Origin of the sequence: Sphingomonas aurea, from assembly GCF_030678875.1 — a bacterium.
GTDB lineage: Bacteria > Pseudomonadota > Alphaproteobacteria > Sphingomonadales > Sphingomonadaceae > Sphingomonas > Sphingomonas aurea.
On the sequence record NZ_JAUUDS010000009.1, the window covers coordinates 116,282 to 139,092 of the forward strand.

Sequence of the window (22,811 nt, forward strand, 5' to 3'; positions counted from 1 at the left end):
GATCTCCCTAATTGATCCAGCCACCGTCGATGACGTGGACGGTGCCGGTGGTGAAGGCGGCCTCGTCGCTCGCCAGATAGAGGAACAGCGCGGCGATCTCCTCCGCGCGACCCAGGCGCCCCATCGGCTGGCGCGCGACGAAGGCGGCATAGACCTCGTCGACGCTGCTGCCCTGCGCTTCGGCCTGTGCGGCGATACGCTGGTGCAGCGACGGCGTCTCGACGGTGCCGGGGCAGACCGCGTTGCAACGGATGCCATGGCTGACGAAATCGGCCGCCACCCCCTTGGTCAACCCGATCACCGCCGCCTTGCTGGCGCCATAGGCGAAGCGGCCGGGCACCGCCTTCAGGCTGGAGCAGATCGAACTCATGTTGATGATCGACCCGCCGCCGCGCGCCAGCATCCCCGGCAGAAAGGCACGGATCATCCGGTAACAGGCATCGACGCTGAGGTCGAACGACAGCGCCCAGTCCGCCTCCTCGCATTCCAGGATGGTGCCGGCATGGACGAAGCCGGCGACGTTCGCCAAGATATCGACCGCGCCGATCCGCGTCGGCAGCGCGGCAATGGCCGCCGCGTCGCGCAGGTCGATCGCGACCCGCTCCACCCCTGCCACGGCATCCAGCGCGGCGGCATCGCGATCCAGTGCCCAGACCCGCGCGCCGGCATCGCGGAAGCGCTCGGCGGTGGCGCGGCCGATCCCCTGCGCCGCCGCGGTGACGATCGCCGTCTTTCCCTCCAGTCTCATGCTCTTGGCTCCTATCGCTGGCATGTTCGGTATCGCTGCCGGACCGGACCGGCTTTCCTTCGGTGTTCCGCAACGGGTGTCGCGGTTGTCAGACCATGCCCAGGATACGTTGCAGGGCCGCCTGGAAGTGAAAGGCCAGCGCCGCTTCCGCAGCCGCGGGATCGCGCGCCGCGCATGCCTCCAGCACGTCGAGATGCTCGCGCAGGGTCCGGATCACACGCGGCGCGGTAGACGTCACGTCGAGACGGATCACCGAGACATAGGTCTTCAGTCGCCGCGCCGTCGTCTCGATCATCGGATTGCGCAACGCCGTGATCATGCTGCCGTGGAAGCGCTGCTCCAAAGCCTCCATCTCGTCGCTGACCCCCCCGGTCGCACCCTCTGCCTGCACCTGCTCCAGCAGGGCGAGATGCGCGGCGATCAGGGTGGCGATCTCGGCCGAACTCGCCGTTTCCGCATAAACGCGTGCCGCCGAGCGCTCGATGATCGATCGGAACTGATAGGTGGAGCGCGCCAGCTCCAGGTCCGCCTTCAGGAATTCGATGCCCGATCGCGCGTGGATTTTCAGTATTCCCTCAGTTTCCAGCACGCGCAACGCGTCGCGAAGGGGCTGAATCGGCAGGTCGAGCAGGTGCATCAGGTCGGACTGCGAGATGAAAGACCCGGCGGATATCCGACGGTCAAACAACCCCTCCAAAATCCGCCGATAGGCGAGTTCGCCGAGCCGCCGGCCACCCTCCGGGGCTGCTCCACCGGCAATGGGGGCGATGCGGGCGCGTGGTGCCTTATTCATCACGGATGCCGACATTCCCTGCGTCGGACCATTCGACGTGCTCGCCTGCTGTTCGAGCTCCCAAATCGCAGCCATCCAGCGCGTAGAAACGCCGTGCGCAGCCGGCGAACAGTTGCTCCTGCTCGGTACCCGACAGCCCGGCCAGCCGCCGAGCATCGGCGATCCACCGAGCGTAGGTGTCACCAAACCAGGTCAGGACCGGCCAGTCGCTGCCCCACATCAGCCGCTCGCCGAACGTAGCGACCAGATGATCAACATATGGCGCCAGCTCGTCGGCGGGCTGGCCCGGCGCCTGTTCGGTGCGCAGCCCCGAGAGTTTGCAGTGGGTGCCTTGGGATGCCAGTGTTGCGATGTGGTTGCGCCACGGGTCGAGTGTGCCGACAGCCGCATGGGGTTTGGCGGCATGATCGATCACCACGGGCAGGTCGGGCCAGCGATCGACGAAGCGAACGAGCATCGGCAGGTGGCGCGGCTGCACCAGTGCGTCCAGCCGCAGCCCATGAGCCAGCATCGCCTCCAGCGCCGGCGCCAGATCGTCGCGCAGCAGCCAGTCGGTATCGTCGATCGCCTGGAGCATCGGCCTGAGCGACCGCAGCTTCGGATCGGCGGCGAGCGCGGCGATGCGGAGCGGCGCGTCGGGCGAGGAGAGGTCGACCCAGCCGACCACGCCCGCCACCAGCGGCTCGCGCGCGGCGAGCGCCAGCATCCAGTCGGTGTCGATGTCGGTCGGCTGCGACTGGACCAGCACCGCGCCGGCCAGCGGCGTGCCGGCTGCCGCCGCGCGCAGGTCGTCCGGTCCGAAATCGCGGTGCAGCGTCGGCGTCTGGGCCGTGGGCCACTCATGCCCCGGCGTCGCCAGCGACCAGAAATGAAGGTGCGAGTCGATGATGGCTGTGGTCATCGGCTCGGGCGAGGACGCGGCACCGGTCATGCGGCCGGCCCGCGCGGCGTGGGGGCGTCGTCGCGCAGCAGCCCGTCCGCCCGCAACGCGTCCCAGAAGGCGGCGGGAATGGGACGATCGATCCATTCCAGCGTCCTTGCGACCTGCTCCGGATCGCGCAGCCCCGGCAGGACGCAGGCGATCGCCGGGTGTGCGAGCGGGAATTGCAGCGCGGCGGCAGCCAAGGGTACGCCGTGCGTCGTGGCGATGTGCTCCATCCGTCGCACCCGCGCGACGATCGTGGCCGGTGCCTGGGCATAATTATAGTGACCCGCATCACGCGTGCCGGTCACCAATATGCCACTGTTGTACGGACCGCCCAGAATCACCTGCACGCCAGCGGCAAGGCAGGCGGGAAACAGCGTGTCGAGCGGCTCCTGCTCCAGCAGCGTGTAGCGTCCGGCCAGCAGGATCACATCGAGCGGGGCGGCCTGCAACGCGTCGAGGCACACGGCGACCTCGTTGACACCGATCCCGATGCCCTGGATGACGCCCTCGTCGCGGAGCCGCTCCAGTGCGCGAAAGCCGCCGCCGTCGGTCAGCTGGCGCCAATAGTGATCGTGGCGGTCGCCATGCGTCATCCGGCCAATGTCGTGGACCAGCAACAGCCCGACGCGTGCCAGCCCCAGCCGATGCAGGCTCGCCTCGAACGAACGAAGGATGCCGTCGCCGCTATAGTCATACTGCGGGGCGAAGGGCATCGGCGACCGGAAACCGTCGCGCTCGCCGTCGTCACGGATCGATGCGTCGGGCAGCAGCAGCCGACCGACCTTGGTGGACACCAGCAGCTGGGGATGACCGCGCAGGGCATCGCCCAGACGGCGCTCGCTCAGTCCGCGTCCGTAATGCGGTGCGGTGTCGAAATAGGTGAAGCCGCCTTCGATCGCCGCCGCGACCGCCGCGGCGGCGGTATCGGCTTCCACGCGCTGCGCCAGATTGCCGATGACCGAGCCACCGAAGCCGAGCCGGGGCAGGTGCAGCCCTGCACCCCTGCCGTGCCGATCGCCCATCTTCACCCTCCCGTTTCCTGGATCGGCTTCGGCCTGCTTGTCTTGCCGCGACCGCTCTGCGACAATCAATCTGATATTTCAGATCATATCATTGCATGGCTGTAATTCGGTTGTCGAGCTGCATGCGAGAGGGGGGGAGGCGGAAAGCCGGCATGACGATCATCTCCTCGCCGCTGGACTATCGCAACGCCGCCAAGGCCCGGCTGCCTCGCTTTCTGTTCGACTATGCGGATGGCGGTGCGGGGTCGGAGGCGACGCTGCGCGCCAATGTCGAGGATCTCGCCCGGCTGGGACTGCGGCAACGCGTGCTGCGCGACGTGGCGGCGATCGACCTGTCGGCCGACCTGCTGGGCGTGCGACGACCATTGCCGCTGGCACTCGGGCCGATCGGCATCGCCGGCATGTACCGGCGGCGCGGCGAGATCCAGGCAGCGCGCGCCGCGGCGGCCGCCGGCATCCCGTTCACGCTGTCGACGGTCGGGCTCTGTTCGCTGGCCGAAGTACGCGCGGCGACACCGGATGCGCTGTGGTTCCAGCTCTACGTCATCCGCGACCGCGCCTTCATGGCCGACCTGATCGCCACCGCGAAGGCGCAAGGGGCCGAAGCACTGATCTTCACCGTCGACATGCCGGTTCCCGGCTCGCGCTATCGCGACGCGCATTCGGGCATGGCAGGGCCGCGCGCACCGCTCCGCCGCGCCGTCCAGACGCTGACCCGGCCGCGTTGGGCGTGGGACGTCGGCGTGCGAGGGCGACCGCATGCGCTCGGCAACCTGCTGCCGGTGCTGGGCGCATCGTCCGGCATGAACGATTACATGGGCTGGCTCGGCGCGAATTTCGATCCGTCGATCCGCTGGGACGATATCGGCTGGCTCCGGGCGGCATGGGACGGTCCGCTGGTCATCAAGGGTATCCTCGATCCGGACGACGCCCGCGCCGCCGCCGATGCCGGGGCGGACGCGATCGTCGTGTCCAACCATGGCGGACGGCAGCTGGACGGTGCATCCTCTACCGCGCGCGCCCTGCCGGCGATCGCCGCGGCGGTGAAGGACCGGGTGACCATATTCGCGGACTCGGGCGTGCGGTCGGGCCTCGACGTCGTGCGGATGCTGGCGCTGGGCGCCGACGGGGTGCTGCTCGGCCGCGCCTGGCTCTATGCGCTGGCCGTAGGCGGACAGGCCGGCGTCACCCGGCTGCTGACCATGATCGAGAGCGAGATGCGCGTGGCCATGGCACTGACCGGCGTCCGCAGCATCGCGGAGATCGACGCGTCGATCCTGCTGAAGGAGCGCCAGGATTGACGTTGTGCGGCGGAGGACAGGAGCCGCGCTCGCTCAACGCCGCGCGATGATGGCCGTGGCCACCAGATCATAGGTCACGTTGGCAACGGTCCTCAGCATGTCAGGGATCACGTCCACCGCGACCAGGATCGGCAGCAGCTCGATCGGCGCGCCCAGCGCGATGATGGTCGGCGCGGTGCCCGCATAGATGCTGATCGCGCCGGGCAGGCTCAGGATCATCAGGCTAGACAGGATCGCCAGCGGGATGGCCAGCATGATCTGTACAGGCGACACTGCGACGCCGCCCATCCACGCGACGGTCAGGGCGACCAGCAGCGTGTTGGACGGCGCGGTGATCTTGAAGACGGCGACCGCGATCGGCAGGGCGACCGATGCGTCGCGCTCGTCGATGCCCATCGCCTGTGCGCTCAGCATCATCGCGGGTAGCGTGGCGAGCGACGACTGCGTGCCCGCCGCAACGGCCTGCGCCGGACCGGCGGCGCGGGTGAACCGGCGGACCGGGATGCCGCCCGCGACACGCGCGGTCACGTAACCGATCACGATGATGATCGCCGACAGGGCGAGCGAGGCGGCGAGATACTGGCCGAGCATCGCGACCACCGTAATTCCCGCGGTTGCACCGACGGTAAAGGCCAGCGCGCCGATGCCGATCGCGGCAATGCGCAGGACCCAGCCGACGACCACGACCATCGCGTCCGCAAGACCGTGCAGGGGCTGGAGAAGGGCCCGCGCTCGCTCGGCCTCGACGCGACCGATCGCCAGACCCAGGACCAGGGCGAACACCACCAGCGGCACGATCGCCCCCGTCGCCGCAGAGGCGACCGGGTTGGTCGGGATCAGCGCCCGCACTGCCTCTACCGTGCCTGGTACGACGGGCGGCGGTGCGGCGGGGATCGCGCTCCGCAGCGCGGCGATGCTGTCCTGCGGGATCGTGAACAGCCCGATCAGGACAGGCGACAGGAGCGCCGCGACGATCGCCGACATCGCCAGCAACGCCAGCAGCACGACGGGCAGGCGGCGGCCGAGATGCATCGCCTCGCCCCTCGATCCCAGCCGCAGGCCGGCGACGCCCGTGACGATCAGCGCGAACACGAGCGGCACGATCGTCATCCGCAGCGCGTCGAGCCAGATGCCGCCGATCAGCTCGGCGACGATGCGGGCGGCGGGAATGGTTCCGAACGACGCGCCGGCCGCGAAGCCGGCGACCAGTGCCACCATCATCCATCCCGGCGCAGGCATCCGCCTCAGCACCGCCCGTCCGCGCTGGATCATCAGTCCCTCCCCGCCTGCCGCATCTATTGATCGGGCTTGTAACCCAGCTGCTCCGATATGCGCCGTGCCGTTCCGGCCAGGATCAGGCGCGCATCCTCGATCGTCACGGACTGAGATCCGTCGATCAGTTGCAGGAACGGGATCGTCAGCGCCGCCATGCACTCTCCGCCGAAGCCGAATACGGGGTAGCTGATATCGGTGACCCCGCGCGTGATCGGGCTCTCGCGCACGTCATGGCCGTTGCTCCGGACGCAGTCGAGATCCGCCGCGATGCGCGAGCGGGCGATCGGCTGCTGCCGAGTGGCCTCGACGCGGTCCAGAACCCGTTCGACCTGCAACGGTGGCGAGAAGGCGAGCAGCACCTTGCCCGAGCAGGACCTGACGATGTCGATCGACGCGCCGACCCGCAGCGCGAAGCCGCGCGTGCCCGGATTTTCCTCGCGCGCGATGACCAGGCCGCTGCCGCCCTCGATCACGACCAGATGGCAGGACTGGCCGATCGCCAGCGCCATCGCCTCCATCTCCGGCAATGCCGCAGCGGTCAGGCGACGCGCCGGTGTCGCGCGATAGGCGATGTCCAGGAACTTGTACGTGACCCGGTATCGATCGTCGACGGGCGACTTGGTCAGATAGCCCGCCTCTTCCATCACCACCACGATGCGGAACAGCTCGCCCAGCGAGCGGCCCAGGGCCGTCGCCATCTCGCTTGCCAGCATGCCCTGCGGCCGGCTGGCAAGCAATTCGACGATCATGAACGCCTTGTCGAGCGCGGGTGCGGCGTAGCTGCCCTTTCGCTTACGGCTCGTGCCGTCCTTGCCTTCCGCCGCCATGTCCCGGGAACCCCGCACCACGATGCCGAACGGGTAGAAGCTCTCCCCGGCCGTTGCAACATGACCGCGCCGCCCTATCGCCGCGAGGTCGACATCGAGAACGGCCGCGCTGCACTGTCGGTCGCCCAGCGCGTGTTCGGCCGGGCGTCCATCGCGAACCGCAGTTCGCCGCCGGCACGCAGCTCCTCGTCGCGGATATAGCTGCGATCGATCGCCACCCCGTTCAGCGTCACGCCGCGGATATAGCGGTTGGTATCGGACAGGCCGTCGGCGATCACCGTGAAGCGTTTGCCGCCCGGCAGGTTCAGCACCGCGCGATCGACGAACGGCCGCCCGATGACATACTGGTTCGATCCCGGCGCGACCGGATAGAAGCCGAGCGCGGTGAAGACCAGCCAGGCCGACATCTGGCCGAGATCGTCGTTGCCGGCGAGCCCGTCGGGCGTGGGCTTGTACTGCGAGGTCACGATCTGCCCGAGACGCTCCTGCGTCCGCCACGGCGCGCCGGCATAGGTGTAGAGATAGGCAACGTGGTGGCTGGGTTCGTTGCCGTGGATATACTGGCCGATCAGGCCGGCAATATCCTCCGCATGGCTGTAGTCGAGCTTCGACATGTCATAGTCGAACATCGCGTCGAGCTTCGCGACCGCCGCCCTGTCGCCGCCGAGCAGCCGGATCAGGCCGGCCTGATCCTGCGGCACGAACCAGCTATATTGCCAGGCATTGCCCTCGGTATAGTCGGAGCCATAGTTGATCGCGGTGGGATCAAACGGCGTCCGGAACGCACCGGTCGACAGGCGCGCGCGCAGCCAGCCGGTCTTCGCGTCGAAGCTGTTGCGCCAGTTGCCGGCGCGCCGCTCAAACCGGTCGGCGATGTCCTTGCGCCCCATCGCGCGCGCCATGCGGGCGATCGTCCAGTCGTCATAGGCATACTCGACCGTCTTCGACGCGGCCTCCGGCTCCCTGTCGATCGGCACATATCCCAGGCGCATATACTCGCCCAGCCCGCCATAGGGGGCGTAGTCGGCGCTCGCGACCATGGCCGCCAGCGCGGCATCGGCGTCGAAGCCGCGGATCCCCTTCAGATAGGCGTCGGCGATCACCGGCACGGCGTGATAGCCGATCATCGTCCACGTCTCGCGCCCGGCGAACTGCCAGATCGGCAGGATGCCGTACGGGCTGTGCTCCCGGCTCTCGATCAGCGAGCGGACGATGTCCGCCGTCGTCTCCGCCGGCTGCACCAGCGTCAGCAGCGGATGTTCGGCGCGAAACGTATCCCAGAGCGAGAAGGTCGAGCGGAAGGTGAAGCCGTTGGCCACATGGACCTGATCGTCCGGACCGCGATAGCGTCCGTCGGCGTCGCTCCAGACGCTCGGCGCAAGCAGGCTGTGGTAGAGCGCGGTGTAGACCGTCCGGCGCATCGGCGCCGGTGCGTCGATCTCGACCGCGCCCAGCGCCTGTGCCCACGCCGCCGCAGTACGCGCGCGGACCGCGTCGAAGCCGCCCGGCTCGGCATCGAGGTTGGCGACGGCGCCCGCTTCGTCCACCCCGGACAGCGCCACCCGCACCTCCAGCGGAGCGTCGAGCACGCCGAAGTCGAGCCGCGCCTCCAGCGCACGGCCGAGCTTCTCGGCCACCGCATCGCTGCCCCGGCCCGGGCCCTGGAACCCCTTGTACGGCACCGCTGCATCGCGATCGACGAAACCGTGTCCCTTCAGCGGACTGGAGAAGCGCATCGCGAAATACAGCTTGCGCCCCGGCGCCCAGCCGCGCGTCTCGCGAAAGCCGGTCACCGTGCCGTCGGCGCGCAGGTGCAGCCCCGACCACAGGATCTTGCCCGGATAATCGTAGAGCGACGAGCGGAGATCGACGACCAGATGCGCCGCCTGTCCGGCGGGAAAGGTATAGCGGTGCACGCCGATGCGCGTCCCCGCCGTCAGCTCGGCCCGCACGTTCGTGTCGGCCAGCGTCACCGCGTAATAGCCGGGTCGCGCCACCTCCGACCTATGGTCGAAGCGCGAGCGGTAGCCCGAACCCGGTCGTCGCGGATCGCCGGGGTCGAGGCGCACCTCGCTCCCCGCCTGCGGCATGACCAGCACATCGCCCAGGTCGGAATGACCCGCGCCGGAGAAATGGGTGTGGCTGAACCCCTGGATCGTCGGATCTTCGTAGCGATAGCCCGCGGCATGGCCGTAACACTCGCGCAGCTGGCACCCCGTGTCGGTGTCCGGCGACAGTTGCACCATGCCGAACGGCGCGGTCGCGCCCGGAAAGACATGGCCCTCGCCGCCAGTGCCGATCATCGGATCGACGGCATCGATCGGTGCCGGAACGCCGGCCCCCGCGACCGCGGTCGCGGAAAGCATCAGAGCGAGAACGAGAATTTTACGCATCCCGCGATCTAAGCAGGTGTAATCCGCCAGCGAAAGCCCGGCGGCACCGACGGGCGATCCGCGTCTCCGACCGGATGCTTATGGATCGGCGTTCAGCACGGCTGGTGGTCGCGAAATCATCTGGTGATCGAGAACCGCGCCGGGCGCCCATCGCTGGAGGTAAGGGTCGAGATGATCGCCACCATCGCGCCCGCCTAACCCAGCTCGCGACGCGGTTCATTCAGCCAACACCGCAGATCAGATCAGCGCGTCGATGTGAGCCACTTACGACTCAGGTCGGCCGGAAAACGCGTCGAGACCTGTCGATCGCAGATCGGAACGGCCGCGGCTCTGCCGCGGCCGTTTCCTATGCCTCACCCCAGCACCAGCTGCCCCTCCCCCTCGTCCACCCGTACCGTCGTGCCGTCGCGCACGTCGCCGCGGAGGATGGCTTCGGCCAGGGGGTCTTGCAGGTAGCGCTGCACTGCGCGGCGCAGCGGCCGGGCGCCGTAGACGGGGTCATATCCCACCCGGCCGAGCCAGGCGCGGGCGGCGTCGGTCAGGTCCAGCGTGATCTTGCGGTCGGCGAGCAGCCGGCCGACGCGCGCGACCTGGATGTCGACGATCGGCGCCATATGCGCCTGGCCCAGCCGGTGGAACAGGATGATCTCGTCCAGCCGGTTGAGGAATTCCGGGCGGAAATGCGCGCGGACGATCTCCATCACCTGCGGCTCGACGGTCGCGACGTCCTGATCGTCGGCCATGTTCGCGAGGAACTGGCTGCCCAGGTTCGAGGTCAGCACGATCAGCGTGTTGCTGAAATCGACCGTCCGCCCCTGGCCGTCGGTCAGCCGCCCGTCGTCGAGCACCTGGAGCAGCACGTTGAACACGTCGCCATGCGCCTTCTCGACCTCGTCGAACAACACCACCTGATAGGGCCGGCGCCGCACCGCTTCGGTCAGCACGCCGCCTTCCTCATAGCCGACATAGCCCGGAGGAGCCCCGATCAGCCGCGCGACCGCGTGCTTCTCCATGAACTCGCTCATGTCGATCCGCACCATCGCGCTGGGATCGTCGAACAGGAATTCGGCCAGCGCCTTGGTCAGCTCGGTCTTGCCCACGCCGGTCGGCCCCAGGAACAGGAACGAGCCCAGCGGCCGTCCCGGATCCTGCAAGCCGGCGCGCGCGCGGCGCACCGCGGTGGAGACGGCGCGCACCGCATCGGCCTGCCCGATCACGCGCTTGCCCAGCATTTCCTCCATCCGCAGCAGCTTGTCGCGCTCGCCCTCCAGCATCCGGTCGACCGGCACGCCGGTCCAGCGGCTGACGACGCCGGCGATGTCGTCCGCCGTCACCTCCTCGCGCAGCATCGCGCCCGCCGCCTGACCCTGCGCCTCCTCCAGCTGCTTGGTCAGCTGCGGGATCGTGCCGTAGGACAGCTCGCCCGCGCGGGCGAGGTCGCCCTGCCGCTGCGCCTGGTCGAGCGCCAGCCGCGCCGCGTCCAGCTGTTCCTTCAGCTTGGCCTCGGCACCGATCTTGTCCTTTTCGGCCTGCCAGCGCTGGGTCAGCGCGGCCGACTGTTCTTCCAGATTGGCGAGTTCGCCCTCCAGCGTCGCCAGCCGATCGCGGCTGGCCGCGTCGGTTTCCTTCTTCAGCGCCTCGCGCTCGATCTTCAGCTGGATGATGCGGCGGTCGAGGGTCTCGATCTCCTCGGGCTTGCTCTCCACCTCCATGCGGATGCGGCTGGCGGCCTCGTCCATCAGGTCGATCGCCTTGTCGGGCAGGAAGCGGTCGGAGATGTAGCGGTTCGACAGCGTCGCCGCCGCCACGATCGCACCATCGGTGATGCGGACGCCGTGATGCAGCTCGTACACGTCCTTCAGGCCGCGCAGGATGCTGATCGTGTCCTCGACGGTCGGCTCGCCGACGAAGACCGGCTGGAAGCGCCGCTGGAGCGCGGGATCCTTCTCGACATATTTGCGATACTCGTCGAGCGTGGTCGCGCCGACGCAGTGCAGCTCGCCGCGCGCCAGGGCGGGCTTCAAGAGGTTGCCCGCATCCATCGCCCCTTCGGATTTGCCCGCGCCGATCAGGGTGTGCATCTCGTCGATGAACAGGATGATGTCGCCCTCACCGGCCTTCACCTCGTCGAGCACCCCCTTCAGCCGCTCCTCGAACTCGCCACGGTATTTCGCGCCCGCGATCAGCGCGCCCATGTCGAGCGCCATCAGGCGGCGGTCCTTGAGCGTGTCGGGCACGTCGCCATTGGCGATACGCAGCGCCAGCCCCTCGGCGATCGCGGTCTTGCCGACGCCAGGCTCGCCGATCAGCGCGGGATTGTTCTTGGTGCGGCGCGCCAGGATCTGGATGGTGCGGCGGATTTCCTCGTCGCGGCCGATGACGGGATCCAGCTTGCCGTCGCGCGCCGCTTGCGTGAGGTCGCGCGCGAACTTCTTCAGCGCGTCATAGCGGTCCTCGGCCCCTGCTGTATCGGCGCTGCGGCCCTGGCGCAGCTGGTTAATCGCGGCGTTCAGCGCATCCGGGGTCGCGCCCGCCGCCTTCAGCGCCTTGCCCGCCGCGGTGTTGAGCGACAGGGCAAGCGCGACCAGCAACCGCTCGACCGTGACGAAGCTGTCGCCGGCCTTCTGCGCGATCTGTTCGGCCTGGTCGAGGACGCGGACGGTGTCATTGTCGAGCCCCGGCGTCTGCTGCGCGCCCGATCCGCTGACCGCCGGGATCTTCGCCAGCGCCGCGTCGGTCTCTGCCACCGCGCGCTTCGGATCGCCGCCGGCCGCCTGGATCAATCCGGCGGCCATGCCCTGTTCGTCCTCCAGCAGCGCCTTGAGCACATGCTCCAGCGCGATCCGCTGATGGTTCATGCGGATCGCGACGGTCTGCGCGGACTGGAGGAAGCCGCGCGCGCGGTCGGTAAATTTGTCGATATTCATGAGCTTCAACACCCCTCGATACCCCGGTGAAGGTAGTGTGGTATTTCAGCAACACAAGAGGTGCGCAGGAGCGATGTTGCGAAAACCGTCGGCCGCGGGCTAGGCTCGGTTCATCGCAGTATCGATGGGAACGACTTTCTCCATGAACATCAAGATTTTGGCGCTTTCGGGCGCAGCGCTGGCCACGCTGGCGGCGCCTGTCTACGCGCAGGCTCCCAAGGCGGCGCCCGTCTCTGCCCTCGTCGCGCAGGTCGACATTCCCTATCAGACGTTCACGCTGAAGAACGGCCTGCGCGTCATCGTCCATACCGACCGCAAGGCGCCGGTGGTGGCGGTCAGCGTCTGGTACGATGTCGGCGCCAAGCACGAGCCGAAGGGCAAGACCGGCTTCGCGCACCTGTTCGAGCATCTGATGTTCAACGGCTCGGAGAACGCGCCCGACGATTTCTTCGAGCCGCTGAAGACGGTCGGCGCGACGGATTACAACGGCACCACCAATCTCGACCGTACCAACTATTTCGAGACGGTGCCGACCGCCGCGCTCGACCGCGCGCTGTTCCTCGAGTCCGACCGGATGGGCTACCTGCTCGGCGCGGTGACGCAGGCCAAGCTCGACGAGCAGCGCGGCGTCGTCCAGAACGAGAAGCGGCAGAACGACAACCAGCCCTATGGCCTGGCCCGCTACAAGATCACCGAGGGGCTCTACCCGTCGGATCACCCGTATGGCCACGACACGATCGGCTCGATGGCCGATCTCGACGCCGCCTCGCTCCAGACGGTGAAGGACTGGTTCACCGGCCATTACGGCCCCAACAACGCGGTGCTGGTGCTGGCCGGCGACATCGACCTCGCCACCGCCCGCCCGCTGGTCGAGAAATATTTCGGCGCGATCAAGCCCGGTCCGAAGAGCGTCGCCCGCCCCGCCCCCATCCCCACCCTGTCCGCGCCCAAGTCGGAGGCGATCACCGACCGCGTTGCCGCCGTCATGGTCACGCGCAACTGGGCGGTGCCCGGCGTCAACGATCCCGATGCCTCGGCACTCGATGTCGTGTCGGGGGTCCTCGGCGGCCTCGACAGCTCGCGCCTCGACAATGCGCTGGTCAAGCAGGAGAAGCTCGCCGTCCAGGTCGGCACCTATAACCAGTCGGGCGCGCAGGCGGGCACCTTCGGCATCCGGGCGATCGTGCGTCCCGGCGTCGATCCGGCGCTGGTCGGGCGGCGGATCGACGAGATCGTCGCCGACTTCCTGAAGAACGGCCCGACCCAGGATGAGGTGACGCGCGTCGTCACCACCAGCTCCGCCGGCACGATCCGCGGGCTGGAGTCGGTCGGCGGCTTCGGCGGCAAGGCGGTGGCGCTCGCGCAGGGCGCGCTCTTTTCCAACGACCCCGGCTTCTACAAGAAGGAGCTGCAGCGCCTCGCCGCGCAGACGCCCGCCACTGTCAAGGCGGCGGCCGACAAGTGGCTGTCGCGTCCCGCCTATGCGCTGACCGTCAACCAGGGCCCGCGCGGCGCCTATGCCGAGGCGGTGGTGCCGCCCGCGACCCCGGTCGCGGCCGCGCCGGAGACGCCGGTGAAGGGCACGCGCGGGCCGCTGCCGGCGGTCGGCGCGATCGCGGGCCTCAGCTTCCCCAAGGTCGAGCGGGTTCGCCTGTCGAACGGGATCGAGCTGGTCTTTGCCCGGCGCGACGCGGTGCCCGTCACCCAGATCGCGCTGTCGTTCGATGCCGGCGTGGCGGCGGACGTGCCCGGCAAGCTCGGCACCCAGAACCTGACCCTGGCGATGATGGACGAGGGGGTCGCCGGCCTCGATTCGATCAAGCTGGCCGAGGCGCGCGAGCGGCTGGGCATGGATGTCGGCGGCGGCAGCAGCGCCGACCGCACCGGGCTCAGCATGTCGGTGCCGAGCGCCAACCTGACCCCCGCGCTCGACCTGTTCGCGAAAATCGCCCGCACGCCCGCCTTCCCGGACAGCGAGCTGGCCCGCGTCAAGAACCAGCAGCTCGCCGGCATCGCGCAGGAGCTGACCAGCCCCAACGGCCTGGTCGGCCGCGTCCTGCCGCCGCTCCTCTACGGACCGCAGCATCCCTATGCCAAGGCGCAGGGCGGCGGCGACCCGCAGGCGGTGGCGGCGCTGACCCGCGCCGACCTGATCGCCTTCCAGCAGGCATGGCTGCGGCCGGACAAGGCGAAGATCTTCGTCGTCAGCGACCGTCCGCTGGCCGAGATCCGCGCCGCGCTCGACGGCGCGTTCGGTGACTGGCGCGCCACCGGTCCCGCCGGGACCAAGGCGGTCGCCACGCCGCCGCGCCCCGCCGCGCCGCGCATCGTGCTGGTCGACCGGCCCGACAGCCCGCAGTCGCTGATCGTCGGCGCCTTCCCCAACGGGCTGGTCGGCACCGAGGACCTGCTGCCGGTCGGCACCGCCAACGACGCGCTCGGCGGCAGTTTCCTGTCGCGGATCAACATGGACCTGCGCGAGCGGCGCCACTGGTCCTACGGCGCCCGCGGCGGCTTCCAGCAATCGGAGTTCGCCGCGCCCTATGTGCTGTCCGCCCCCGTGCAGGCCGACAAGACCGGCCCCTCGCTCGCCTCGGCGCGCGACGACGTGCTCGCCTATCTGGGCAAGGAGCCGATGACCCGGGTCGAGTTCGACCGCGCGGTGACCGGCGGCATCAACGCCCTGCCCGGCAGTTTCGAGACGAGCGGCGCGGTGCTCGGCGCGATGCAGTCGAACGACCTCTACAAGCGGCCCGACGACTATTACGCCACCATCGCCCAGCGCTATCGCGGGCTGACCCTGCCGCAGCTGAACACCGCCATCCAGGGCGCGATCGACCCTAGCCGAGCCTTCTGGATCGTCGTGGGCGATGCGTCGAAGGTGCGCGGCCAGCTTGACACGCTGGGGCTGCCGGTCGAGGTCGTACCGGCGAGCGCGGTCGCTGGCGGCGCCACGCCGCCCGCCGCCGCCCGATCGGGAGAGTGACGATGGCGGATGTGGACGGCAGCTACGACTGCACGGTGAAGTCGCCGCTGGGCGACCAGAAGATGACGCTGACGGTCAACAGCGACGGCTCAACCTTCACCGGCAGCGTCTCGGGCGCGATGGGCGCGATGGATGTGAACGGCGAAGTCGCCGGCGACCAGATCAGCTGGAAGCAGCAGATGACCGTGCCGATGCCGATGACGCTCGACTGCACCGCGACGATCGCCGGTGACACCCTGACCGGCAGCGTCGGCGCCGGCGCGTTCGGCAGCTTTCCGATGAACGGCACGCGCACGGCGTGAGGGATGGGGGGATGTGCCGATGCGCCTTCCCCCGACCCGTCGAAAGCCGGGATCTACGGACACGGGGGCGTCGGGGGCGTCGGCGGTTTCGCTGTCACCCCTCCCCGGCCCGACACATTCCCGTTTCCCCATGTCGCCTCGACATTTCGGGAAAGTGCAATCGGGAACGCATCTCGGGAAAGCCGTATCCTCAAGCGATGGCCCCCTTCGGGCGGTGGGATGCTTTCCGTTAAGATTCGTTTGTGGAAATGTCTCTTGGGTCTGGATCGAGGCCGGTTAGAAGCCGACCCATACGCTTGGATTAGGTCGAAGGCAGAGCACCGTGCCCGCATTACATGATTGCATTTTCTGCAAAATTGTTGCGCGCACAGCGCCCTCGCATGTCATTTGGGAAGACGAAAAGCATCTCGCCTTCTTGTCCATATTTCCGAACACTGAGGGATTTTCGGTCGTAATCCCCAAGGCTCATTATTCGAGCTACCTTTTCGCCCAGTCGGCTGAAGTAATCTCCGATCTGGTATTGGCAAGCGGACAGGTCGCGAAGCTGCTCGACAGCCGACTGACCGACGTAGGCCGGACAGGAATGATTTTCGAGGGCTTTGGTGTAGACCATCTGCATGCCAAGCTGTTCCCCATGCACGGGACTAAGGCGTCGGAGTGGACGCAACACAAGTCGAACGTCTCAAAATATTTCGATCATTATGAAGGCTACATATCGTCGCATGATTTTGAGCGTGCGGATGACGATTTGCTGACCAAGCTTGCTCGCCAGCTTCGAGCTGATCCAGCGGCATAGGGCGCTGTTCCAAAATCCGATCGCTTCCGTCACCCCTACCCCCGCGCCACCTGAAACCCGGCGAACGACTGGCGCACCGGCATCAATTCCAGCCGGTTGATGTTCAGGTGCGCGGGCAGCTCGGCCACCCACAGCAGCGTGTTCGCGATGTCCTCGCCGGTCATCGGGTCGGCGCCGCCATATAGCGTGTCGGACGCAGCCTGATCGCCGCCGGTGCGGATCAGGGTGAACTCGGTCTCGACCATGCCCGGCTCGATGGAGGTGACGCGCACGCCGGTGCCCGCCAGGTCCGATCGCAGCCCCAGCGAGAACTGCTTCACGAACGCCTTGGTGCCGCCATACACATTGCCGCCGGTGTACGGATAGGAGGCCGCGACCGAGGACAGGTTGATGATCGCGCCCTTGCGCTCGATCAGCTGCGGCAGCAGTTTGCGCGTCAGCGACACCAGCGCCACGACATTGGTGTCGATCATCGTCCGCCACTGGTCGAGGTCGGCGCTCTGCGCGGGCGCGGTGCCGAGCGCGAGGCCGGCATTGTTGACCAGCAGGTCGATGCCGCGGAACCGCCCGGGCAAGGTATCGAGTGCCGCATCGCGCGCGACCTCGTCGCGCACGTCGAACGCGGCGATGTGGACATGGTCGCCCAGCTCCGCCTGCAACGCTTCCAGCCGGTCGGCGCGGCGGCCGGTGGCGATCACCTGCCACCCTGCGTTCACGAAGGCGCGCACCGCGGCGGCGCCGATGCCGGCGGTGGCGCCGGTGATGAGGGCGGTTCGGGTCATGCGCGGTCCTTTCGGCGGGTTCGCCCGCGCTCTACCGCGCGGGCGCCGCCGTCTCAATCATAGACCGGCAGCCACATCTGCGCGGCGATCCGCTCCGCCGCCAGCGCGTCGGCGGGCATCGTCGCCACGCCGTCGCGCACCGCCTGCGCCGCCACCGCGACCGCGATGCGGAGCGCCACCGCGCGCAGCGCGGTGATCGGCGGCAGCAGCGATCCGTCGCCGGCATCGCCCAGGCTTCCCAGCGTTTCCGCCGCCGCCATGAACATGCCGTCGGTCACCGCCGTCGCTCCCGCCGCCAGGGCGCCGAGGCCGACGCCGGGAAAGATGTAGACGTTGTTGACCTGGGTGACGCCGGCCACGCCGAACGGACTGCCGGTGCCGACCAGCGCGCGACCCCCGGTCCAGGCGAGCAGGTCGGCCGGGTGCGCCTCGGCGCGGCTGATGGGGTTCGACAGTGGGAAGATCACCGGCCGCTCGCACCCTGCCGCCATCGCCCGGATCACGGGTTCGCCGAACGCGCCCATCTGGCCCGACGCGCCGATCAGCACGGTCGGCCGCACGTTGACCACCGTCTCCAGCAGCCCGATCCGCCCGGGCGCCATGGTCCAGCCGGCAAGCTCGGTGGGATCGCGGGCCAGCGCCGCCTGTTGCGGCGGCAGGCGCGGGATGTCCGACAGGACCAGCCCGTCGCGGTCGACCGCCCAGATGCGCTGCCGCGCCGCCGCCTCGTCCAGCCCCGCGGCGATCAGCGCCCGGACCAGCATCTCGGCGATGCCGCTGCCCGCCGCACCGGCGCCGAACAGGACGATGCGCTGATCGGTCAGCGGTTGCCCCGTCCGCCGGATCGCCGCCAGCAGCGTACCCGTCGCGGTCGCGGCGGTGCCCTGGATATCGTCGTTGAAGCTCAGCAGCCGGCCGCGATACCGCTCCAGCAGATCATACGCATTCTTGCCGGCGAAATCCTCCCATTGCAGCAGCACGCCGGGGAACCGGGCATGCACCGCGGCGACGAAGTCCTCGACGAACGCGTCATATTCCGCTCCCCTGATCCGCGGGTTGCGCCAGCCGACATAGAGCGGATCGTCGCGCCGCGCGGCATTGTCGGTGCCGACGTCGAGCAGGATCGGCAGCACCTCGGCCGGGTGGATGCCGGCGCAGGCGGTATAGAGTGCCAGCTTGCCGATCGGGATACCCATGCCGCCCGCCCCCTGGTCGCCCAGCCCCAGGATGCGCTCGCCGTCGCTGACCACGATCACCTTGACCCGGTCGAGCGCGGGATCGGCCAGGATGTCGGCGATCCGCGTCCGGTTCGGGTAGCTCAGGAACAGCCCGCGCGGCCGGCGCCAGATCTCGCTGAACCGCTCGCATCCCTCGCCCACCGTCGGGGTGTATACCAAGGGCAGCAGCCGCGGCAGGTCGGCCTGAACGAGCGCGTGGAACAGCACTTCGTTCGAATCCTGCAACTCGCGCAGGAAGGCATAGCGGTGGAAATCGTCCGCCATCCCGTCCAGCACCCGCCTGCGCCGCGCGATCTGGCTGTCGAGCGTGCCGACATGCGGCGGCAACAGGCCGTGCAGCCCGAGCGCATCACGCTCCGCCGCGGTAAAAGCGGTGCCCTTGTTGGTCAGCGGATCGGCGAGCAGCGCGCGCGCCGCGGCGTGGAAGGCGGGAGAGATGGCGATGGTCCTTTTCAGAAGCGAAAGCTGATCCAGCCGGCGAGGAAGTCCGAACTCTTGTACCCGGCATCGGTCAGCGCCGGCCCGGCGGCCAGATGCTCATAGCGGCCGGTGACCGACAGGCGTGGCGTGATCGACCATACCGCCTGCAACCGGGCGACCTCGGCGATCTTGTGCGAGCGGAAATTCTGCGTGCCGGCAAAGGGCTGGCCGTTGGCACGGTACACGGCGTCACGCACGTCGTCGCGCCACGCGAACTGATATTCTGCGGTCAGCCGCAGGTTGCGGACCGGCGAGAAGGTGAGATTCGGCGCCGCGGTAATCAGGTTCGATGGGGTCAGGAACAGCTGGTAGCTGTAATAGATGTTGTTGCCGAACGGTGCATAGGCGTTGCGCAGCTTGCCCTCGCCATAGCCGCCGCCGCCGCTCGCATAGTCGAAATGGAAGCCCGCACGCGGCGCGGTCTTCGCCTTGCCCAGTCGGTACGTCTGGGCGAGGAAGACCTGCCACGCGTCGATGTCCTGATCGATATAGGTGCCGAACTGGTGGTTAACCGACCAGTCGATGGTCAGCGGCCCGGCATCGCCCCAGATGCGCGTGCCGGCGTAGAAGCGCTCCGCCGGCCCGATCCGCCCGCCCCACGCGCCAACGTCGTTGCGTCGCCGCCAGAAGAACGGATCGACGTACAGCTTCGACCCGCCGAACCAGTCGGGCGGCACGACGATGCCCAGCGTGACGCCGGAGAAGCGGCGCGCCGGATCGCTGACATCGTCCTCGGTGCCGAGATCGCCGTAAGCGGTGGGCTTCATGTCGAACAGATCGGCGCGCAGCGTCGCGCTGCGTGCCCAGGCGCGCCAGCCGTTCAGCGTGTAGCGGATCGTGTTGTTGTCGCGCTGCGAGACGAGCAGGTTGGGCCCGTCGGTGAACTCCTGCCGCCCGTAACGGACGCCGAACGCCACCCCGGCGGCATCGACATTGCCCTCCACGAACGCCTGTTGCAGCACCAGGTCGTTGCGCAGCGTCGCCGCCGGCACGCCCAGCTCCACCCCGCCGATGCCGCCATGCGCGATCTCTGCAAAGGCGCGCAGGTGCGGGCCGACATGCAGGTCGGCGCCGGCAACGATGCGGTTGATGTCCTGCCGTTGCGCGCGCAGCTCGCGCAGATTGGGGTTGGTGGTGTGGTTGACCCGCAGCCGCAGCTCGCCCGACAGCGTCAGGTAGACGTCGCCATCCCCGGCGATCGGCAGGTACTTCAGCCGGTCGAGCACGTCGTCGCGCTTCGCCGGGTCGCGATAGCTGCTCCAGTCCTCGGCCCAGCGCGACAGGTTGAAGCCGTTGGCGGTCGCCCCGTCCCCTGCGGCCGCAGCGGGATAGGAGGTGACGGTCGGGGTCGCCGGGTTGCGCGTCTCGCCGGCCTCGCTCGGCGCGGGCGCCTTGGTCTGCGCGGCAAGCGCGGTCGGGGCGGCGGCGAGCAGCAGGGTGGCGGCCGCCAGCGGCCGCAGCGTCGTCATGGTCATCACAGGTCCTTCGGGCTGGGGGCAGGAGGGCAATGGGCGCCCTACTCGGCGGCGACCACACCCTGGGGCAGATCCTCCACCCGCGGCAGGTCGCCGCGCAGCGCCGCGTCGAACTGCGCCTTGTCGAGCTTCCCCTCCCAGCGCGAGACGACCACCGTCGCCACCGCGTTGCCGATGAAGTTGGTCAGGCTGCGGCACTCCGACATGAACCGGTCGACGCCCAGGATCAGCGCCATACCCGCCACCGGCACCGACGGTACGATCGACAGCGTCGCCGCCAGCGTGATGAAGCCCGCGCCGGTCACCCCCGCCGCACCCTTGGACGACAGCATCGCGACACCGAGCAGGAGCAGCTGCTGCCCGATCGTCAGGTCGACGTTGCACGCCTGCGCGATGAACAGCGCCGCCAGCGTCATGTAGATGTTGGTGCCGTCGAGGTTGAACGAATAGCCGGTCGGCACGACCAGCCCGACGATCGACTTGGGGCAACCCGCGCGCTCCATCTTCTCGATCAGCGAGGGCAGCGCGCTCTCCGACGAGGAGGTGCCGAGCACCAGCAGCAGCTCGGCCTTCAGGTATGCGATCAGCTTGAAGATCGAGAAGCCGGCCAGCTTCGCCACCACGCCCAGCACGACGATTACGAACAGCAGCGCGGTGAAGTAGAAGGTGCCGACCAGGAAGGCGAGGTTGGCGAGCGTGCCGACCCCGTATTTGCCGATGGTGAAGGCCATCGCGCCGAACGCGCCGAGCGGTGCCGCCTTCATGACGATGCCGACCAGCTTGAAGAAGGCGATCGACACGTCGTCGAGCAGGTCGAGCACCTTTGCACCACGGTCGCCGATCATCGCCAGGCTGATCCCGAACAGGATCGACACGAACAGCACCTGCAGGATGTTGCCCTCGGTCAGCGAGGACATGAAGGTGTCGGGGATGATGCCGGTCAGGAAACCGGTGATCGTGCTGTCATGCGCCTTCGCGGCGAACTCGCTGACCTTGGATGCGTCGAGCGAGGCGGGGTCGATGTTCAGCCCTGCGCCCGGCTGGACGACATTGGCGACGATCATGCCGACGATCAGCGCCAGCGTGGAGAAGAAGAAGAAGTACAGGAACGCCTTGCCCGCGACCCGCCCGACCGAGGCGAGGTCGCGCATGCCGGCGATGCCGGTGACGATGGTCAGGAAGATCACCGGCGCGATGACCATCTTGACCAGCTTGATGAAGGCGTCGCCGATCGGCTTCAGCGCCTCGCCCGTCGTCGGCGCGAAATGGCCGAGCAGCACGCCCGCGACGATCGCGACCAGGACCTGCAAATAGAGATGGGCGTACCACGGCTTCGCGGACGGCGGGGTCGCGGCATGGGGTTGGGCGGTGTCGAACTTCACTCAAGCCTCCTCTCAAGGCGCACGCCCGCTGTTGGCGGGTTCGTGCCGCAAGCAGGATCACCGATCGCTGCATGCGGCGCAAAGGCGGATGCGGTTTCGGCATTCTCTTGTTTCTTTAATGACTTACCGGCAGCGGACGACTGCATCATGTGCCGATTGCCAGACACGTGTGGGCGCGAGTGTCGAAAGTTGCACAAGCTGCTCCTCCCCGATACTTTGCCCTGTGACCGTATCGCCCCGCCTGCGCCGACTCGGCTGGCTGCTCGCCGCGGCGATCGTGGCGCTGCTCGTCGCGCTGGCGGTGGCGCAGGTGGCGGAGCGGAATGCGCGGACGCGCTTTGCCGCCGCGTTGGCGGCAGACGCGCGGCTGCGACAGGCGCTGCTGGCGAGCGAAGTGGCGCGTTTTCGCCTGTTGCCGCTGGCGATCGCCGATGACCGCGATCTGGTCGCGGCGCTGGCGGCGAAGCCGGGCGCGGCGCAGGCGCTGAACCTGAAGCTGGAGATGCTGGCGCGCGAAACCGGCGCCGCGGCGATCTATGCCATCGCGCCGGGCGGGCGGACGATCGCGGCGAGCAACTGGCGACAGGCGCGCAGCTTCGTCGGCCGCGACTATCGCTTCCGCCGCTATTTCGCCGAGGCGGAGCGTAACGGCATCGCCGAACAGTTCGCGCTCGGCACCGTCAGCGGCCAGCCCGGCCTCTATCTGTCGCGGCGCACGCGAGGCGGCGGCGTCGTGGTGGTGAAGCTGGAGTTCGGGCGCGTCGAGCGGCAGTGGCAGGCAGCGGGCGGGATCACCTTCGTCACCGATCGCGCCGGCATCGTGCTGGTCACCAGTCGCCCCGAATGGCGCTTCGCCGCGACCCGGTCGATCGCGCCCGCCCTTGCCGCACGGGCGCGGGCGGAGATCGGCGTCGCCGCGCTGAAGCCTGCGCCCTTTACCGCCCGCGACGACGGCCGGGTGCGCGTGGCGGGCAGCGCGGCGCCGGCGATGATCGCGACGACGCCGCCCGATGCGTCCGGCTGGCGCGTGGCGCTGGCGATGCCGACCACGCAGGCGATCGACGCACCGGCCCGCAATGCCGCGATCGTCGCGGCACTGGCGACGCTGGCGCTGCTCGCGCTCGGCTGGGCGTGGCGCGGGCGGGCACGGCGGCGC

General features: G+C 68.7%; 16 protein-coding genes and 1 pseudogene. 5 read left to right on the forward strand and 12 right to left on the reverse strand.

What is annotated here, in order from left to right:
• Window positions 1-7: 7 nt before the first annotated feature.
• The 4 genes from Q5H91_RS14695 to Q5H91_RS14710 form a co-directional block, all read right to left on the reverse strand.
• Complete coding sequence (locus Q5H91_RS14695) at window positions 8-748, reverse strand: SDR family oxidoreductase (RefSeq protein ID WP_305174197.1); 741 nt, start codon at window positions 746-748, stop codon at window positions 8-10.
• 88 nt (window positions 749-836) lie between these two features.
• On the reverse strand, window positions 837-1,541 hold the full coding sequence (locus Q5H91_RS14700; RefSeq protein WP_305174198.1) for a GntR family transcriptional regulator: 705 nt from the start codon (window positions 1,539-1,541) through the stop codon (window positions 837-839).
• Window positions 1,534-2,442 (reverse strand): amidohydrolase family protein, encoded by a 909-nt coding sequence (locus Q5H91_RS14705; RefSeq protein WP_305174199.1) that lies wholly within the window; start codon window positions 2,440-2,442, stop codon window positions 1,534-1,536. The genes Q5H91_RS14700 and Q5H91_RS14705 overlap by 8 nt, the downstream gene beginning before the upstream one ends.
• 26 nt (window positions 2,443-2,468) lie before the next feature.
• Window positions 2,469-3,491: an aldo/keto reductase gene (locus tag Q5H91_RS14710; protein ID WP_305174212.1), complete on the reverse strand. Its 1,023-nt coding sequence runs from the start codon at window positions 3,489-3,491 to the stop codon at window positions 2,469-2,471.
• Between the two features lie 152 nt (window positions 3,492-3,643).
• On the opposite strand from Q5H91_RS14710, the gene lldD reads away from it, so the two are divergent.
• Window positions 3,644-4,792: an FMN-dependent L-lactate dehydrogenase LldD gene (gene lldD, locus Q5H91_RS14715; protein WP_305174200.1), complete on the forward strand. Its 1,149-nt coding sequence runs from the start codon at window positions 3,644-3,646 to the stop codon at window positions 4,790-4,792.
• 33 nt (window positions 4,793-4,825) lie between these two features.
• Here lldD and Q5H91_RS14720 read toward each other — a convergent pair whose 3' ends face one another.
• From Q5H91_RS14720 to clpB, 4 genes are all read right to left on the reverse strand, one after another.
• The gene (locus tag Q5H91_RS14720; protein ID WP_305174201.1) at window positions 4,826-6,064 is read right to left on the reverse strand and encodes a dicarboxylate/amino acid:cation symporter; all 1,239 of its coding nucleotides are present in this window, start codon (window positions 6,062-6,064) and stop codon (window positions 4,826-4,828) included.
• Window positions 6,065-6,087: 23 nt separating this feature from the next.
• On the reverse strand, window positions 6,088-6,894 hold the full coding sequence (locus tag Q5H91_RS14725) for an IclR family transcriptional regulator (RefSeq protein ID WP_305174202.1): 807 nt from the start codon (window positions 6,892-6,894) through the stop codon (window positions 6,088-6,090).
• Window positions 6,895-6,968: 74 nt separating this feature from the next.
• Window positions 6,969-9,287: a GH92 family glycosyl hydrolase gene (locus Q5H91_RS14730; protein WP_305174203.1), complete on the reverse strand. Its 2,319-nt coding sequence runs from the start codon at window positions 9,285-9,287 to the stop codon at window positions 6,969-6,971.
• A gap of 353 nt (window positions 9,288-9,640) precedes the next feature.
• Window positions 9,641-12,214: an ATP-dependent chaperone ClpB gene (clpB, locus tag Q5H91_RS14735; protein ID WP_305174213.1), complete on the reverse strand. Its 2,574-nt coding sequence runs from the start codon at window positions 12,212-12,214 to the stop codon at window positions 9,641-9,643.
• A gap of 142 nt (window positions 12,215-12,356) precedes the next feature.
• Here clpB and Q5H91_RS14740 point away from each other — a divergent pair, with 142 nt between their 5' ends.
• The 3 genes from Q5H91_RS14740 (at window position 12,357) to Q5H91_RS14750 (ending at window position 16,298) form a co-directional block, all read left to right on the forward strand.
• Window positions 12,357-15,200 (forward strand): M16 family metallopeptidase, encoded by a 2,844-nt coding sequence (locus tag Q5H91_RS14740; RefSeq protein WP_305174204.1) that lies wholly within the window; start codon window positions 12,357-12,359, stop codon window positions 15,198-15,200.
• Between the two features lie 2 nt (window positions 15,201-15,202).
• Window positions 15,203-15,502 carry a hypothetical protein gene (locus Q5H91_RS14745; RefSeq protein WP_305174205.1) on the forward strand — a complete coding sequence of 100 codons (300 nt, stop codon included), beginning with the start codon at window positions 15,203-15,205 and terminating at the stop codon, window positions 15,500-15,502.
• Between the two features lie 322 nt (window positions 15,503-15,824).
• Complete coding sequence (locus Q5H91_RS14750) at window positions 15,825-16,298, forward strand: HIT family protein (RefSeq protein ID WP_305174206.1); 474 nt, start codon at window positions 15,825-15,827, stop codon at window positions 16,296-16,298.
• Window positions 16,299-16,333: 35 nt separating this feature from the next.
• On the opposite strand, the gene Q5H91_RS14755 is transcribed toward Q5H91_RS14750, so the two are convergent.
• The 4 genes from Q5H91_RS14755 to Q5H91_RS14770 are packed head-to-tail and all read right to left on the reverse strand — an operon-like array spanning window position 16,334 to window position 21,655.
• The gene (locus Q5H91_RS14755; RefSeq protein WP_305174207.1) at window positions 16,334-17,080 is read right to left on the reverse strand and encodes an SDR family NAD(P)-dependent oxidoreductase; all 747 of its coding nucleotides are present in this window, start codon (window positions 17,078-17,080) and stop codon (window positions 16,334-16,336) included.
• Between the two features lie 53 nt (window positions 17,081-17,133).
• Window positions 17,134-18,774, reverse strand: coding sequence for an NAD-dependent malic enzyme (locus tag Q5H91_RS14760; protein WP_370655272.1), 1,641 nt, complete (start codon window positions 18,772-18,774; stop codon window positions 17,134-17,136).
• Window positions 18,771-20,267 carry an alginate export family protein gene (locus Q5H91_RS14765; RefSeq protein WP_305174215.1) on the reverse strand — a complete coding sequence of 499 codons (1,497 nt, stop codon included), beginning with the start codon at window positions 20,265-20,267 and terminating at the stop codon, window positions 18,771-18,773. Before Q5H91_RS14765 ends, Q5H91_RS14760 begins: the two co-directional genes overlap by 4 nt.
• A 47-nt stretch (window positions 20,268-20,314) precedes the next feature.
• On the reverse strand, window positions 20,315-21,655 hold the full coding sequence (locus Q5H91_RS14770; RefSeq protein ID WP_305174208.1) for a dicarboxylate/amino acid:cation symporter: 1,341 nt from the start codon (window positions 21,653-21,655) through the stop codon (window positions 20,315-20,317).
• A 223-nt stretch (window positions 21,656-21,878) separates the two neighbouring features.
• Here Q5H91_RS14770 and Q5H91_RS14775 point away from each other — a divergent pair.
• Window positions 21,879-22,811: pseudogene (locus Q5H91_RS14775) on the forward strand (sensor histidine kinase); the annotation flags it as partial.

Excerpts from the sequence above, each read along its gene's own strand:
- Q5H91_RS14765 (WP_305174215.1), bottom strand. The coding sequence starts at position 20,267 with ATGACGACGCTGCGGCCGCTGGCGGCCGCCACCCTGCTGCTCGCCGCC.
- Q5H91_RS14705 (WP_305174199.1), bottom strand. The coding sequence starts at position 2,442 with ATGACCACAGCCATCATCGACTCGCACCTTCATTTCTGGTCGCTGGCG.
- Q5H91_RS14755 (WP_305174207.1), bottom strand. The coding sequence starts at position 17,080 with ATGACCCGAACCGCCCTCATCACCGGCGCCACCGCCGGCATCGGCGCC.
- Q5H91_RS14740 (WP_305174204.1), top strand. The coding sequence starts at position 12,357 with ATGAACATCAAGATTTTGGCGCTTTCGGGCGCAGCGCTGGCCACGCTG.
- Q5H91_RS14730 (WP_305174203.1), bottom strand. The coding sequence starts at position 9,287 with ATGCGTAAAATTCTCGTTCTCGCTCTGATGCTTTCCGCGACCGCGGTC.
- clpB (WP_305174213.1), bottom strand. The coding sequence starts at position 12,214 with ATGAATATCGACAAATTTACCGACCGCGCGCGCGGCTTCCTCCAGTCC.
- Q5H91_RS14720 (WP_305174201.1), bottom strand. The coding sequence starts at position 6,064 with ATGATCCAGCGCGGACGGGCGGTGCTGAGGCGGATGCCTGCGCCGGGA.
- lldD (WP_305174200.1), top strand. The coding sequence starts at position 3,644 with ATGACGATCATCTCCTCGCCGCTGGACTATCGCAACGCCGCCAAGGCC.
- Q5H91_RS14710 (WP_305174212.1), bottom strand. The coding sequence starts at position 3,491 with ATGGGCGATCGGCACGGCAGGGGTGCAGGGCTGCACCTGCCCCGGCTC.
- Q5H91_RS14700 (WP_305174198.1), bottom strand. The coding sequence starts at position 1,541 with ATGAATAAGGCACCACGCGCCCGCATCGCCCCCATTGCCGGTGGAGCA.
- Q5H91_RS14745 (WP_305174205.1), top strand. The coding sequence starts at position 15,203 with ATGGCGGATGTGGACGGCAGCTACGACTGCACGGTGAAGTCGCCGCTG.
- Q5H91_RS14695 (WP_305174197.1), bottom strand. The coding sequence starts at position 748 with ATGAGACTGGAGGGAAAGACGGCGATCGTCACCGCGGCGGCGCAGGGG.
- Q5H91_RS14725 (WP_305174202.1), bottom strand. The coding sequence starts at position 6,894 with ATGGCGGCGGAAGGCAAGGACGGCACGAGCCGTAAGCGAAAGGGCAGC.